11 protein-coding genes are annotated in these 14,089 nt (G+C 67.2%); 10 read left to right on the top strand and 1 reads right to left on the bottom strand.

Features of this window, described 5'->3' with window-relative positions; genetic code table 11:
* The first annotated feature begins 208 nt into the window (after positions 1-208).
* From BHE01S_RS08770 to BHE01S_RS08750, 5 genes are all read left to right on the top strand, one after another.
* Positions 209-748 (top strand): single-stranded DNA-binding protein, encoded by a 540-nt coding sequence (locus BHE01S_RS08770; protein ID WP_042262685.1) that lies wholly within the window; start codon positions 209-211, stop codon positions 746-748.
* Between the two features lie 270 nt (positions 749-1,018).
* Positions 1,019-2,686: a hydroxylamine reductase gene (hcp, locus tag BHE01S_RS08765; RefSeq protein WP_042262814.1), complete on the top strand. Its 1,668-nt coding sequence runs from the start codon at positions 1,019-1,021 to the stop codon at positions 2,684-2,686.
* Between the two features lie 17 nt (positions 2,687-2,703).
* Complete coding sequence (locus BHE01S_RS08760) at positions 2,704-3,726, top strand: 2Fe-2S iron-sulfur cluster binding domain-containing protein (RefSeq protein ID WP_042262813.1); 1,023 nt, start codon at positions 2,704-2,706, stop codon at positions 3,724-3,726.
* 154 nt (positions 3,727-3,880) lie between these two features.
* On the top strand, positions 3,881-4,549 hold the full coding sequence (locus BHE01S_RS08755; protein WP_218000404.1) for a helix-turn-helix transcriptional regulator: 669 nt from the start codon (positions 3,881-3,883) through the stop codon (positions 4,547-4,549).
* Positions 4,546-5,517 carry a threo-3-hydroxy-L-aspartate ammonia-lyase gene (locus BHE01S_RS08750; protein WP_042262682.1) on the top strand — a complete coding sequence of 324 codons (972 nt, stop codon included), beginning with the start codon at positions 4,546-4,548 and terminating at the stop codon, positions 5,515-5,517. Before BHE01S_RS08755 ends, BHE01S_RS08750 begins: the two co-directional genes overlap by 4 nt.
* A gap of 6 nt (positions 5,518-5,523) precedes the next feature.
* On the opposite strand, the gene BHE01S_RS08745 is transcribed toward BHE01S_RS08750, so the two are convergent.
* Positions 5,524-6,399: a LysR family transcriptional regulator gene (locus BHE01S_RS08745; RefSeq protein WP_042262680.1), complete on the bottom strand. Its 876-nt coding sequence runs from the start codon at positions 6,397-6,399 to the stop codon at positions 5,524-5,526.
* Positions 6,400-6,535: 136 nt separating this feature from the next.
* On the opposite strand from BHE01S_RS08745, the gene BHE01S_RS08740 reads away from it, so the two are divergent.
* The 5 genes from BHE01S_RS08740 (at position 6,536) to BHE01S_RS08720 (ending at position 14,044) form a co-directional block, all read left to right on the top strand.
* A complete protein-coding gene (locus BHE01S_RS08740; protein WP_042262808.1) occupies positions 6,536-7,858 on the top strand; it encodes an MFS transporter in 1,323 nt (440 codons plus the stop codon).
* A gap of 110 nt (positions 7,859-7,968) precedes the next feature.
* A complete protein-coding gene (locus tag BHE01S_RS08735) occupies positions 7,969-8,664 on the top strand; it encodes a response regulator transcription factor (RefSeq protein WP_322787284.1) in 696 nt (231 codons plus the stop codon).
* Entirely contained in the window at positions 8,661-9,431 is a 771-nt protein-coding gene (locus BHE01S_RS08730) for a response regulator transcription factor (protein WP_321895573.1), read from the top strand. Before BHE01S_RS08735 ends, BHE01S_RS08730 begins: the two co-directional genes overlap by 4 nt.
* A gap of 239 nt (positions 9,432-9,670) precedes the next feature.
* Entirely contained in the window at positions 9,671-10,060 is a 390-nt protein-coding gene (locus BHE01S_RS08725; protein ID WP_042262676.1) for a hypothetical protein, read from the top strand.
* A gap of 21 nt (positions 10,061-10,081) precedes the next feature.
* Entirely contained in the window at positions 10,082-14,044 is a 3,963-nt protein-coding gene (locus BHE01S_RS08720; protein ID WP_052405782.1) for an ATP-binding protein, read from the top strand.
* Positions 14,045-14,089 lie beyond the last annotated feature (45 nt).

Here is a 14,089-nt window from a genome sequence, read left to right as displayed (position 1 = left end):
CTTATAATCGCGGCCAATATGAAGGCGCCGCCCAGGCGGGCAGAAGCCAGGCGGGCTTGACCCAGGCGGGCCTGAGTTAGAACCAGACGGTTCACAGCAACGCAATTCGCGGAGGCGGTCCGCAGCCGGCGAACGCGCATGAGATCGGGCGCTCGCTGGCACGCACCGCGCGGCCGCTCCTCGCAACGGAATCAAACAGGAGAAATTCATGGCATCCGTGAACAAGGTGATCCTCGTCGGCAACCTCGGCGCCGATCCGGAAGTGCGCTATCTGCCAAGCGGCGACGCCGTGGCGAATATTCGCCTCGCCACGACCGACCGCTATAAGGACAAGGCGTCCGGCGAGTTCAAGGAAATGACCGAATGGCACCGCGTGTCGTTCTTCGGGCGCCTGGCCGAGATCGTCTCGGAGTACCTGAAGAAGGGTTCGTCGGTGTATATCGAAGGCCGCATCCGCACCCGCAAGTGGCAAGCGCAGGACGGCACCGACCGCTACTCGACGGAAATCGTCGCCGACCAGATGCAGATGCTGGGTGGCCGCAGCGGCGGCGCCTCGATGGGCAGCGACATGGGCGACGACGGCGGCTACAGCCGCGAGCAGTCCGCACCGCGCGGCGGCGGCCGTGCTTCGGGCGGCGGCGCGCCGCGTTCGAGCGGTGGCGGTGCAGGCGGCGGTGCAGGCGGCGGCCGTTCGAACGCGCCGGCTGGCGGCGGCTTCGACGAGATGGACGACGATATTCCGTTTTAAAACGTCCGAACGCATCTGCAGGACCTGAAGCCCCGGCTCGACCTCGCGGTCGAACCGGGGCTTTTCTTTGCACGCGCAAACTGTGCGAGTCGAGCGCCGACCCGCTGCGACGTTTTCGCACATACAGTCGCTCCCCCGCCTCAAGCGACACGTTTTCTGATTTTTGTCACGGCAAAACTCCCGCCGGCGCGCCACCATTTAAAAGATGTATTGATTCTGCATCTTACAAGACTGCTCGCGCCGTCACCCCACAAGGAAAAGGAGAAAGCCGTGTTTTGCTATCAATGTGAACAGACCGACCGCACCCAGGCCACACCGGGGTGCGCCTCGGCCAAGGGCAACTGCGGCAAGGATGCCACGACTGCGGATCTGCAGGACCTGCTGATCTACGCGGTCAAGGGCATCGCGCAGTATGGCGCGCTCGCGCGCGGCCTCGGCAGCCCCGATCGCGAAGCCGACCGCTTCATGCTCTATGCGCTGTTCACAACGCTCACCAACGTCAACTTCAACGCCAGCCGTTTCGTGGCGATGCTGCGCGAGGCCGCGCAACACCGCGGTCGCCTGAAGTCGACCTGCGAGGCGCTCGCGCTCGCGCAAGGCGTCGCCGTTGCGCAGCCGGGTGGCGCCGCGCTCTGGCAGCCGGGCAACGATCTCGCCGAACTGCAGGCGCAGGCCGCGCTCGTCGGCATCAAGGCCGGGCTCCCGAAGGTGGGCGAAGATGTCGTGGGCCTGCGCGCCCTCGTGCTCTACGGTCTCAAAGGCGTGTGTGCCTACGCCCATCACGCGCGCGTGCTCGGCTACGAGAGCGAAGAGGTCTATGCGGGCGTGGAGGCGGCGCTTGTGTTTCTCGCGGGCGAACCCACGCAGGCCGGCGATCTTCTCGAACATGCGCTCGCGCTCGGCAGCCTGAATCTCAAGGTGATGGAACTGCTCGATGCGGCGAACACGGGCCGCTTCGGCATGCCCGAACCCACTGCCGTGCGCGTGACGCCGGCGGCGGGCAAGGCCATCCTGGTTTCGGGCCACGACCTCGGCGATCTCGAGGCACTGCTCGAAGCCACCCAGGGCACCGGCGTGCAGATCTACACGCACGGTGAGATGCTGCCCGCGCATGCTTACCCGAAGCTCAAGGCTTATGCGCATCTGGCAGGCAACTACGGCGGCGCATGGCAGGACCAGCAATCGGACTTCGCGAACTTCCCCGGCCCGATCCTGATGACGTCCAACTGCCTGATCGAACCGCTGCCGCAGTACCGCCAGCGCATCTTCACGACGGGGCCGGTAGGCTGGGCCGGCGTGCGCCATCTCGAACATCACGCGTTCGCGCCGGTCGTGCAGGCCGCGCTCGCGCTGCCGGGCTTCCGCGAAACGGCGCCGGAGGAAACCATCACCATCGGCTTTGCGCGCAATACGGTGCTCGGCGTGGCCGACAAGGTGATCGACGCGGTGAAGGCCGGCCAGATCCGCCACTTCTTCCTGATCGGCGGCTGCGACGGCGCCGCGCCGGGCCGCAACTACTACACCGAGTTCGCCCAGGGCGCGCCCGACGACACCGTCGTCATGACGCTCGGCTGCAACAAGTATCGCTTCAACCGTCACGAGTTCGGCGACATCGGCGGCATTCCGCGCCTGCTCGATCTGGGCCAGTGCAACGACAGCTACTCGGCGATCCAGATCGCCGTCGCGCTCTCGAAGGCCTTCGACTGCGGCGTGAACGATCTGCCGCTCACGCTCGTTGTGTCGTGGTTCGAGCAGAAGGCCGCCGCGGTGCTGCTCACGCTGCTCGCGCTCGGCCTGCGCAACATCCATCTCGGACCGACGTTGCCCGCGTTCCTCACGCCGCACGTCCTCGACATTCTCGTCAAGCAGTTCGGCATCGCGCCGATCGGCGAGGCGCAAGCGGACCTCGCCGCGGCGCTCGCACGCAAGGCCGCTTGAGCGTGGGTGAAAACGTCATGAGTTATCGAATCGAGCTCACCACACGCGACGGCCAGGCGTTCGGCTTCGCGTGCGAGCCGGGGCAGGACGTGCTGAGCGCGGCGGCGGCGGCGGATATCACGCTGCCCTCGCAGTGCCGGCGCGGCAGCTGCGGCGCGTGCCATGCCACGGTGACCGAAGGGGCGTATACGCTCGGCGATCACAGCGCAGACGCGTTGCCGTCCGGCGACCCGCAGGCGGTTCTGCTGTGCCGCACGAGACCTTCGGCCGACTTGCGCGTCGCCGCGCCGTACGACGGCACGAAGGTGCTGCTGCAGCCGCTTGCCTCGCGCACGGCGCGCATCGCCGCGCTGAAAACGATTGCCGACGACACGTGCCGTCTCGAACTGCTGCTCGACGCCGACGACACCCGCGGCAGTGCCGCTGAGTTCGAAGCGGGCCAGTTCGCCGAGCTGGAGTTGCCGGAGGGCGGCGTGAAGCGCCCGTTCTCGCTTTCCAACACTAGCAACTGGGAAGGGCGGCTCGAGTTTCTCATCCGGCTGCGGCCGCAAGGCACGTTCTCGGCGTATCTGCGCGAGCGGGCGCAGCCGGGTGACGTGCTCACCGTTCATGGCCCGCAGGGCGGCTTCGGCTTGATCGCCGACAGTCTGCGTCCGCGCTGGTTCGTGGCGGGCGGCACGGGTCTCGCGCCCGTGCTCTCGATGCTGCGCCGCATGGCCGAATTCGGGGAAATGAACGACGCGCAGCTCTTTTACGGCGTGAATCGCGAGAGCGAGCTGTGTATGCTCGACGAACTGGACGCGCTTCGCGCTGCGCTGCCGCAACTGCATGTCGAGCTTTGCGTGCGTGAAGCGGCTCCTGGCTGGCAAGGCTCGCACAGCACCCCCGTCGACGCGCTCGCCGCCGCGCTTGCAGTGGGTGGCGCGGCGCCCGATCTCTACGTTTGCGGTCCGTCCGCGATGGTGAGCGCCGCGCAGGCGGTGGCGGCGCGCGCCCGAGTGCCGTCCACGCAGTTCGTCAGCGAACGCTTCACGGTCTGAGTCGCAATGCAGTGAGTCGTGTTTCTTCGTGTCTGATTGACCTCGCCTTCGGGCGGGGTTTTTTTTCGCGCATCGGGTGGTCATGCACGGCGACTCCGAGTGATCCATTCGAAGGATTGACATTCAGTCATTAACTGTCAAAATGTCCAACATCATGATGCCAACCCGCAAAGCCCATCCCGGCCATTCCACTGACGAAAACGCGCTGCTCCTGCGCGAAGGCGGGAAGATCGTCGCCGCGCTCGGCCAGACGCTCGCGCCGCTCGTGGAGGTGGTGCTGCACGACCTCACGCGGCCCGAGCACGCCGTCGTGGCGATCGCGAACAATTTGTCCGGACGGCAAGTCGGCGACGCCGCCACCGAAATGGGGCTCGCGCGCATCACCGACTCCGGTTTTCCCGAGGTCGTGGCCAATTATCCGAACCGCTTTCCCGACGGGCGTCCGGCCAAAAGCACATCCATCGGCCTCAAGAACAGCGCGGGCGAGTACGTCGCGGCCCTCTGCCTGAACATGGACGTGTCGCTGATCGGCGCGGTGACGGCTGGCCTCGGCCAGCTGATCCAGACCAGCGCGGCCGCGCCCGTCGCCGAAACGCTCGCCCCGCGCGCCGTGGGCTGCGTGCGCGAGGCGCTCGAACGCTTCGCCGCCACGCGCAATACCACGCCCATCGGCATGACGCTCGCGCAGCGCCGTGAGGCCGTGCGCGAACTCGCGGCAAACGGAATGCTGAACCTGCGTCATGCGCTCGCCGACGTGGCCGCCACGCTCGGCGTGGCGCGCTCGACCGTCTACACCTACCTGCCAGCTGAAGAACGACCATGAGCCCTCTGCCTATTAGCTTCGAAGACGTTGCCGCCGCCCACGAACGCCTGCGTGGCGTCGCGCACCGCACGCCGGTTCTGACTTCGCGCACCGTGAACGAACGCACGGGCGCGCAGCTTTTCTTCAAATGCGAGAACCTGCAGCGCATGGGCGCGTTCAAGTTCCGCGGCGCGTATAACGCGATCGCGCAGTTCACGCCGGAGCAGAAGGCGGGCGGCGTAATCACGTTTTCGTCGGGCAACCACGCGCAGGCGATCGCGTTGGCGGCGCGTCTGCTCGGCGTGAAGGCCGTGATCGTCATGCCGCACGACGCGCCCGCCGTGAAGGTGGAGGCCACGCGCGGCTACGGCGGCGAGGTCGTCTTTTACGATCGCTATACCGAGGACCGTGAGGCGCTCGGCAAACGGCTCGCGGCCGAGCGCGGCCTCACGCTCATTCCGCCGTACGACCATGCGCACGTGATGGCCGGGCAGGGCACGGCCGCAAAGGAGTTGTTCGAGGAAACGGGCGAGCTTGACCTGCTGCTCACGCCGCTTGGCGGCGGCGGACTGCTCTCGGGCTGCGCGACTGCAGCGCATGCGCTTTCGCCTGCATGCACGGTGATCGGCGTCGAGCCCGAGGCCGGCAACGACGGTCAGCGCAGCCTGCGCACGGGTGAGATCGTCCACATCGACACGCCTAAGACCCTTGCCGACGGCGCGCAAACCCAGCATCTCGGCAACTTGACCTTCGCGGTGATCCGCGAGCGCGTGAGCGAGATCGTCACGGTGAGCGACGCGGAACTCGTCGACACGATGAAGTTCTTCGCGAGCCGCATGAAGCTCGTGGTCGAACCCACCGGCTGCCTCGCGGCGGCGGCGGTGCTGCACGGCAAGGTGGACGTGCGCGGCAAGCGCGTGGGCGTGCTCATCTCCGGGGGCAACGTCGACTTGCTGCGCTTTGCCGAACTGGTTCAGGCCGCCGGCTAAAGCGCCTCAAACGAGCAGTTCCGCGAGCGCTGCGCGCGCGTTCGTCACGTGCGCGGACTCGCCCGGCCGGCCCGGCAGCAAATGAAATTCGGCTGCCGGCAGTGCAGGCAAGCCGAACGAAGCGGGGCAGGGCATCAGTCCTTCGCCAATCGACGACTCGTTCAGACACGAGATCCCCAGCCCTGCCTTGAGCGCGAGCTGCAGTCCGGCCACGCCCGATGCCGAATGCGAAATCAGGTAGGGCATGCGCGCTTCGTCGAGCAATCTCACTACGCGGCGCTGCAACTGGCAGGTCGCCGGCAGCAGCACGAGCGGCCAGGGCGGCGTGAGCGCGGGCCGCTCGCGCAGCGTTTGCGTGGCGCCCACCCACATCAGCTTTTCGCGCCGTATCGACGTGCTCTTGTGGGTGCTGCGGCCTTTCTCCATCAGCCGCAGCGATAACCCGATGTCGTAGGCGTTGTCGTCGGCGCTGCTGTCGATCACGGCGCTCGGCAGCACGGTCACATGCAGACGCAGGCGCGGATGCTGGTTCGCGAAGCGCCGGATGATCTCGGCGACGTCGTGAGGCCGGTAATAGTCCGTGATCGCAATGCGCACTTCGCCGTCGAGCGTGCGGCCGAGCATGTCGTCGAAGGCAGCGTCGCAAAGCGCGACGATGCGGCGCGCGTGGTCGAGCAGCTTCACGCCGGCGGGCGTGGCCGACATCCCTTGCTTGCTGCGCACGAAAAGCGGCTGGCCGACGCGTTCCTCGAGCTTCTTGAGCTGCTCGCTCACCGACGACTGCGAGAGGAACACGTGCTCCGCGCCCGCGGAGACACTGCCCGCTTCCGTTACGGCGATAAACGTGCGCAACTGCGCGAGATCGAAACCGCGTGCGTTCATGGTTCAGCTTGATCCGGTGCGTGCCGTGTCATTTCATGATTCGGAAATTCCGAATATATAAATTGGAATTTCCCGATTTCCCGATAGATGCTGCGCCTCTACGATGCCCTCGGTCAACCGTTTTCTGGAGGTCATCATGGGACGCAGTACAACGCGGGGCGCGGCACACCGCTGGAAAGTGCTGGCGGTGGGCGTGGCGGCCAACGCCAGCTTCGCGGCCGCGCTCGGCGGCATCCCTGCAACGGGTGTGTTGATCCGGTTGCATTACCGTATCGGCACGGGCGAACTGGGTGTCGTGCTCGGCATGCTGGGACTTGGCATCGTGCTAGGCGAGCTTCCATGGGGACTCCTGACGGATCGCTGGGGCGACCGCCGTGTGCTGCTCACCGGGCTCTCCACTACGGCGCTCGCACTCGTTGCGATGGCGCTCCGGGGCGCACCGGCGGGCGCGTACACGCCCGGTGCGACGGGGCTCGCGGTTGGCCTGCTCGCGCTCGGCCTGCTTGGCGCAAGCGTGAACGGCTCGAGCGGGCGCGCCGTGATGGCGTGGTTCGCTACCCACGAGCGCGGCCTTGCGATGAGCATCCGGCAAACCGCCGTGCCGGCCGGCGGCGGGCTTGGCGCGCTCGTGCTGCCTGCGCTCGCAGGGCATGCGGGATTCGCCGCCGTCTACGGCGTACTGGCTGCGATGTGTGTGGTCTCCGCCGTGCTGACGATCATCTGGTTGCACGACCCCGCGCACGAACAGGACGCCGCACATGCGCCGCTTGTCGTTCACGAAGCGGACGCGCAGGCACACGGCGCCGTCTCACCGCTGCGCAGCGTCACCGTATGGCGCATGGTGACGGGCATTGGCGTGCTGTGCATGCCCCAGGTGGCCGTGCTCTCGTTCGCGAGCATTTTCCTGCATGACGTCGGCCATGCGGGTACGGCGGCAGTCAGCGCGACGCTTGCGGCCGTGCAGGGCGGTGCGGCGTTCATGCGCGTGTACGGCGGCCGTTGGACAGACCGGCATGGCGACCGGCGTACCTGGTTGCGCGGCTGCGCGGGGCTCACCGTCGCGCTGTTCGTCGTGCTTGCGGTGTTGACGGCGTTTGCGTCGCCAGCGCATCGCGCAAACACGGCGTTCGTCACGCTGCTCGCCGTGGTGATCGTGGCTGGCGGTATCGCCGCTTCCGCCTGGCATGGCGTGGCCTTCACCGAACTCGCGCTGCTCGCGGGCAACGGTCGTGTGGGAACCGCGCTCGCCATGGGCAACACCGGCGCATTCGTGGCGTTCTTCGTCGCGCCTTCGGCGCTCCCGCTGCTGTTGTCGTGGTTCGGGTGGCCTGCGGTCTGGGCGGCGGCCGCGCTTTGCGCCGCCCTGGCATGGCCCGCATTTGCGGCGCCGCGCGAGCGCAGCGATGCCGGCCGCACTGGCGAGAGTCGACAGCGCGCTCGCGCGCGTGCTGCGGTTTGACTCGTGCGCACGCACAACATTAGCCATATTTAACGTTTCGGAAATCTCCGATTTCGACGGCGGCCTTTCAATGGTCAGATGAACGACCTGACTGATGTTGCGGGTTACCGATGCGCTCACGCGGCGCATCGCAGCCACGCAAACCCACTCGGAGGAAATTCAGTATGAAGCTACGTGTTGTCCTCGCCGACGATCACCCATTCGTTTTGCTTGGCGTTCGCTCGGCGCTTCTCGCGGCAGACGATATCGAGGTCGTGGGGCAAGCGTGCGGCGCGCGCGAGTTATTGCAGACGCTCGAAACCGTCGCGTGCGACGTCCTGGTCACTGATCTCAATATGCCGTCTGCTTCCGGCGAAGCCGCCGACGGTCTGCAGCTCGTGCGGCGTTTGCGCCGCGACTGGCCGCATATCCCGGTGGTCGTGCTGACCGGCGTTGCGAACGCCGTCCTCCTGCGCGCGGTGGCGCACGCGGGCGTGGTCGCCCTGTTGCGCAAAACCGAGCCAATGGACGATCTCGCCGCTATCGTGCGCGGCGCTGCCCAGGGTCTAGCCCATCTCAGCCCGGCCATCGAGCGCGAACTTGCGGCCGCCTCCGGACCGTCCGACCTGTGTTTGCCGCGCTTGACGCCGCGCGAATCGGAGGTGGTTCGCAAGTTCGCGAGCGGCAGTTCGATCACGGAAATTGCGCGCGCCTTCGGCCGCGACGTGCGCACGGTAAGCTGCCAGAAGCGTGACGCGATGGTGAAGCTCGGCGTGAGCAACGACGCGGGACTCTTCGCCTACGTCAGGGCGTACGGACTGTTATGAACCTGCTTCCCTCATCGCTGCCGGATCACGCCGCAGCGGCAAGCGCTTCCGGGTTCGTCATGCGCGGCCATGACGAACCGTGCACCTGCCTCGTGGCGCGCAACATGACGGATGCGGCCGAACTTGCGGCACCGTTGCGCGTGATCGTTGCCGACGATCACGCATGCATCCGGCTCGGTGTGGCGAATCTGCTGCACGCGACGGATCGAGCGCTCGTCGTCGGCGAAGCCGACAACACGCTCGAGCTTGCCACGCTGCTCGATATGACCGACTGCGACGTGGTCATTTCCGATCTCTGCATGCCGGGTCTGGACGGCGAATATGGCTCCCTCACCCTGCTGCGGCGCCTCGAGCAAACACGAGGCGCGCCTGCTGTCGTCGTCCTGAGCATGGTGTCGACGCCGCCCGTTCTGACGGGCCTGATGCATCACGGCCTGAACGTCATCGTCGACAAGCGCGACGTTGCGCACGATCTCCTGCTCGCCGTTGCCGCCGCCCGCGAGCACACGCCGTTTCTCTCGGGCCACGCACGCGCAACGCTCGCGCGCGCCGGCGCCGCGTGCGCCCCCTGCTCGGGCGTGCCGAGCGCGCGCGAATGGGAGGTCTTCCAGCTTTACGCGCAGGGTATGTCGGTGCGCCAGATCGCGCAGCGGTTTCAGCGCAGCGGCAAAACGATCAGCGCGCAAAAGCGCAGCACGATGCGCAAGCTGGGGCTCGTCACGGAGCGCGATCTGAGCGACTTCGCTGCGCAGATAGGCCTGATCTGATTCATCGCCAGGCGGTGCGCGTCCCCCCTCTATTCCTGCGTTCGGCGGATATTCTCTCGCTTTGTCTTGCGCAAGGCGCCCAGTGTTTTAGGAGTTCTCCTATCTGATTGCGGGAATTGTCTCTCCATAATCCCAAGTTCGACGCATCGCTTGTCAGATATTGCCGGCTCGGGAATGCGAACGAACGACGGCCTGGTCGGAACAGGGCCGGGAAGGCGTCCGGATGTGGAGATGAAACGATGAAGCTCGGTAGGCGTTTAGCGGTCGAGGGTGCAGGCAACGCGTGGCTCATGTTCGCGGGTCGCGCAGCCAAGGCGCTCAACACGAGCCCGCCCTCCCAGGGCTTGCATGTTTTCGGAATGGCCGCGGCATTCGGGCTCGCGCTCACGGTGGCGAACTACGCCGCCGCGCGCGCGGCGAGCGGGCGCCGGGGTTTCTCCGTCGCGGCGTCCGACCTCGGCAGCAATGGCTATGGCGATCATTTGCCCGCCGACTACGCTCTCGCCGCCGTGTACCTCATGGAACTGACGGCGCCACCGTTGCTGGGGGGAGCCGCGGCTGGCGTGGTGCACCGCTTCGTTAGCCGGCGCTCGCGCATTTGCGCCACGTCATCTCGCCACGGTGTTTGAAATCCAGCCTGCCGTGCGCCGATGAAGTGGATTCATCGCATCTTCCGTCTTCCCGCGCGCTCGGCTGCATGGTGGCGGGCGCGCGGGCTCACGTGCGTGTCGGTCTACCTCGGCGCGCTCACAGCCGCATGGATGCTCGCGTTTTCTGCTGCGGCGGCGAGCCCTGCGACTTTGTGTGAGCGGACAATCGAGGGCTTCACGCTCTCGCGGCAGGTCGCCCCGACGTCGCCTCGAGAACGCGTCGTCGGCGCGGTGGTGGAGGGGCGGGCGCCGCTCGAAGCGCTCGGCGGGGCCACGCTCACCGGCCTGAGCGCCGACGAGCGCGCGTGGCTGCGTGCCTTGTCGCCGCTGAAGGTCGGCTACGACGGCAGCTGGCTCCCGTTCAGCTTCACGAACAAGGCTGGTATGCCGTCGGGCATGGCCGCCGACTATCTCGGCTATCTGGGGCGTACCCTCGGCGTTACCTTCGAGCGCGTGCCCATTTTTCCCTGGACGAGCGCCGGGGACGCCATGCAGCGTGGCGAGATCGCGCTCGCCGTGACCTCGGTGGGCGATGGCGTGTTCGGCTCAGGCGTCGCCTACACGGGAGCGTTCGAGCACCATCCGCTCGTCATGGTGGGGCGCCGCGACGAGCCGCTGGCGCGCTCGCTCGCTGACCTGGCGGGACGCCGCATCGTGCTGGCGCCGCACGCGCCGGTCATGCAGGAACTGCCGGCTACGCAGGTCGTGCGCGCCGCCAGCCTCGAGGCGGGGCTCGCAATGGTCGGGCGCCACGCGGCCGATGTGCTGGTGGGCAACGCGGCCGCGCTCGACGAGCCGCTCAGCGGTACCTATCTCCACACGCTGAAGGTGCTGGGTCCGGCAGGCGTCGGCGATTCGACGGCATTTGCCGTGCGCTGCGACCTTGCCCCGCTCGCGCGGCTCATCAATCGCGCGCTCGACGCGATGCCACCCGCCGAGCAGCAGCGTATCCGCAATCGCTGGACCGCTGCCGTCTCCACCCGGGCCAGCGGCTGGAGCGTGAACGCACTGCGGCTCCTGCCGCTGCTGATCGTGTTCGGCGTGCTGCTGCTCGTCACGCTGCGCGCCTACGTGCTGCTTCAGCGCGAGATGCACAGGCGGCGGCGCGCGGAGCAGGTGCTCGCGCGCCAGGTGGAACTGCAGGACACGATGATGGAGATGATCCCGTATCCGCTCTGTGCACGGGATCTCGAAAACCGCTATCTCGCGGTCAATCGCGCCTACGAAGAATCGACCGGCCTGACGCGCGCCCGCGTGCTCGGGCGCCCGGGTTCGGCCGTGATGGCATGGGGGCCCGAAAACAGCCGCCGCATGGACGATCTCTACCGGCTCACGATCGTCGAGGGGGAGAGCCAGCGTGTCGAGCTGACCTTCGAGAACGCGCTCGGGGAGTCGCGTCATGGCATTTTCTGGACGCGCCTGTGCCGCGACCCGCAGGGCGCGCCGTTCTGCGTGCTCGGCACGATGATCGACGTCACTGACATTCGCCGCGCCGAGCTGCGCAAACGCGAATCGGAGCGGCTTCTCTCGGAGGTGACGGGGTCGCTGCCCGCGGTCGTGTTCCAGTTGCGCCGCTCGCCCGATGGCCGCTACTCGTTTCCGTACATTGGCGGCGACACGCAGCGGCTCCTCGGCGACACCGTCGAGGCGCTGCGCCACGCGGATTCGGTCGATCTCTCGCGGGTGGCGCGTCACGATCGCGCACGCCTCGCCTCGCGGCTCGAACGCTCCGCGCGCCGGTTCATCCCTGTGCACGCCGAATTCCGCTTTCAAGGCGCGGCCGGGTTCGTGTGGGTGCGTGCGGAGTTCGCGCCGCGCCGCGCCGAAGACGGGGCGATTGTCTGGAGCGGCTATGCGCTGGATGCGGACGTCGAGCACGCACGCGCAGACGAACTCGAGCACGCCCGCGACATCGCCGAGGCGGCCTCCCGGGCGAAGGACGATTTTCTCGCCATGATGAGCCACGAGATCCGCACGCCGATGAACGGCGTGCTGGGTCTCGTCGAGGTGCTCGAACGCACGCCGCTCAACCCGGATCAGGCGCAAATGGTCGCCATGGTGCAGGAATCGGCGGGGGCGCTGCTGCAGATACTCGACGATCTGCTCGACTACTCGAAGATCCAGGCCGGCCACCTCGTGATCGATTCGCAGCCGTTCGACGTGCGCGAACTCGTCGATAACGCCGTCGGGCTGCTGGCCGCGCGTGCGCACGAGAAGGGGCTGAAGGTACGCGTGGATGTGGAGCCGGACGTCGCGGCGCAGTTGCGCGGCGACAGCGTGCGGCTACGGCAGATCCTCTTCAATCTGCTCGGCAATGCAATCAAGTTCACGCCGGCGGGCGAGGTGAGCGTGCACGTTCGCGCCCGCGACGTCGGCGCCCGCGACGGCGCGCCTGTCTGCCAGCGGCTGTCGATCTCGGTGGTCGACACGGGCATCGGCATTGCGCCCGAAGCGCAGGCGCAGCTCTTCGAGCCGTTCGTGCAGGCCGAGACCTCGACCACGCGACGCTTCGGCGGCACCGGGCTCGGCCTCGCGATCTGCCGCAAGCTCGCCGTGCTGATGGGCGGCACGCTCGAACTGGAGAGCGAAGTGGATCGCGGCACCCGCCTGACGCTGCATATCGAATTGCCCGTGGAGGTGCGCAGCGGTACGGCCGCCGGGCTGCGCGGCAAGCGCGCGCTCGTGACGTGCGAGGACGCGAGCGTCGCCGCCGCATTGATGCACTATGGCTCGGCGCTTGGCATGGACATGCGCCGCGTCGCGCCAGCGGACCTTGCCCGCGCCGCGAGCGCGGACAAGGCCGATCTGGTGTTCGCGTCCGAAGCGTTGGCCGAGCGGTTGGGCAAACTCGCTGCGCCTGTGCTTTGCCTGACCGACAAACCGAAGCCAAGCGGTTATCGCGTGGCCGGGAACGGTGTGCGCGTGAGCGTCAACCCGTTGTCCTGGCGCGCCTTGAGCGCCGTTTGTGCGATGGCGCTGGCGGGGCTCCCGGTCAAGGCTGCCAGCCCGTCGCGTCCCTCCGCCGACGTCGAGACGACACTTCCAGCGCACGACCGCGAGCAGGAACGCGCTGCTGGCCGCCTCATCCTCGTGGCGGAGGATCATCCGGTGAATCAGGAACTGATCCGCCATCAACTGGCGTTGATCGGGTTCGCGTGCGATGTCGTCGACGACGGTGCGAAGGCGCTCTCAGCGCTGGCCGAATGCGAATACGGCTGCCTGATCACCGACTGTCATATGCCGAATGTATCGGGCTACGATCTCGCGCGGCGCATACGCGAATTGGAGCAGAAGACGCCCGGCGCGCGACGCTTGCCGATACTCGGCATCACGGCCAATACGGCGCCCGAGAACGTAAGTCTGTGCAGCGAAGCGGGCATGGACGATTGCCTCGTCAAACCCACGCGCGTGGCCACGCTGCGCGAGCATCTCGCGCGCTGGTTCGGCATGGAGGGTATGCAGCGCACCCTGCAGGACGAAGCCGCGCGCGAGGCGGGTGCGAACGTGCAAACGGCGGGGCAGGCGGCGGGGCAAGCCGCGTCGCCGGCTTCGGAGTCGGCTTCGGAAGAGCGCGGCAGTTCCGGCGCAAAGCTCGCGGAAAAGCCTGCAAACGCCCGGACGTTCGAACCGCTGGATCTCACGCAAATGATCCAGCTTTGGGGCGGCGAGGCGACCGTGAAGACGTTGCTCGGCTCGTTCGTTTCGGCGATGCGCGACGACCTGGACGCCTTGCCGCCGCTCCTCGAACAAGCCGACGTCGCGGGCCTGCGCGAATGGCATCACCGGTTTGCCGGAGCGGTTGGCGTGCTGCAGTATCCTGCGCTGCTCGCCGAACTCGAGACGTTTCGCCGTCACATGAATGGTCACACTGCCGGGCAACTGCGTGAGGAGGGTTATACGCTCATCCACACTTGCCAGGCGATGCTTGCCGGAATCGAGCACCAGGCCGCGCTGCTCGCGTGAATGATGTACATCAGGAAATCGACGGGCGCGGAGAAGTCGAGCGCA

The sequence above is a fragment of the Paraburkholderia heleia NBRC 101817 genome (assembly GCF_000739775.1).
GTDB lineage: Bacteria > Pseudomonadota > Gammaproteobacteria > Burkholderiales > Burkholderiaceae > Paraburkholderia > Paraburkholderia heleia.
The sequence above is the reverse complement of the archived record's forward strand: the minus strand, read 5'-3'. Positions and strand labels throughout refer to the sequence as shown.

Excerpts from the sequence above, each read along its gene's own strand:
- BHE01S_RS08740 (WP_042262808.1), top strand. The coding sequence starts at position 6,536 with ATGGGACGCAGTACAACGCGGGGCGCGGCACACCGCTGGAAAGTGCTG.
- BHE01S_RS08720 (WP_052405782.1), top strand. The coding sequence starts at position 10,082 with ATGAAGTGGATTCATCGCATCTTCCGTCTTCCCGCGCGCTCGGCTGCA.
- BHE01S_RS08735 (WP_322787284.1), top strand. The coding sequence starts at position 7,969 with ATGCGCTCACGCGGCGCATCGCAGCCACGCAAACCCACTCGGAGGAAA.
- BHE01S_RS08745 (WP_042262680.1), bottom strand. The coding sequence starts at position 6,399 with ATGAACGCACGCGGTTTCGATCTCGCGCAGTTGCGCACGTTTATCGCC.
- BHE01S_RS08760 (WP_042262813.1), top strand. The coding sequence starts at position 2,704 with ATGAGTTATCGAATCGAGCTCACCACACGCGACGGCCAGGCGTTCGGC.
- BHE01S_RS08770 (WP_042262685.1), top strand. The coding sequence starts at position 209 with ATGGCATCCGTGAACAAGGTGATCCTCGTCGGCAACCTCGGCGCCGAT.
- BHE01S_RS08755 (WP_218000404.1), top strand. The coding sequence starts at position 3,881 with ATGATGCCAACCCGCAAAGCCCATCCCGGCCATTCCACTGACGAAAAC.
- BHE01S_RS08725 (WP_042262676.1), top strand. The coding sequence starts at position 9,671 with ATGAAGCTCGGTAGGCGTTTAGCGGTCGAGGGTGCAGGCAACGCGTGG.
- BHE01S_RS08750 (WP_042262682.1), top strand. The coding sequence starts at position 4,546 with ATGAGCCCTCTGCCTATTAGCTTCGAAGACGTTGCCGCCGCCCACGAA.
- BHE01S_RS08730 (WP_321895573.1), top strand. The coding sequence starts at position 8,661 with ATGAACCTGCTTCCCTCATCGCTGCCGGATCACGCCGCAGCGGCAAGC.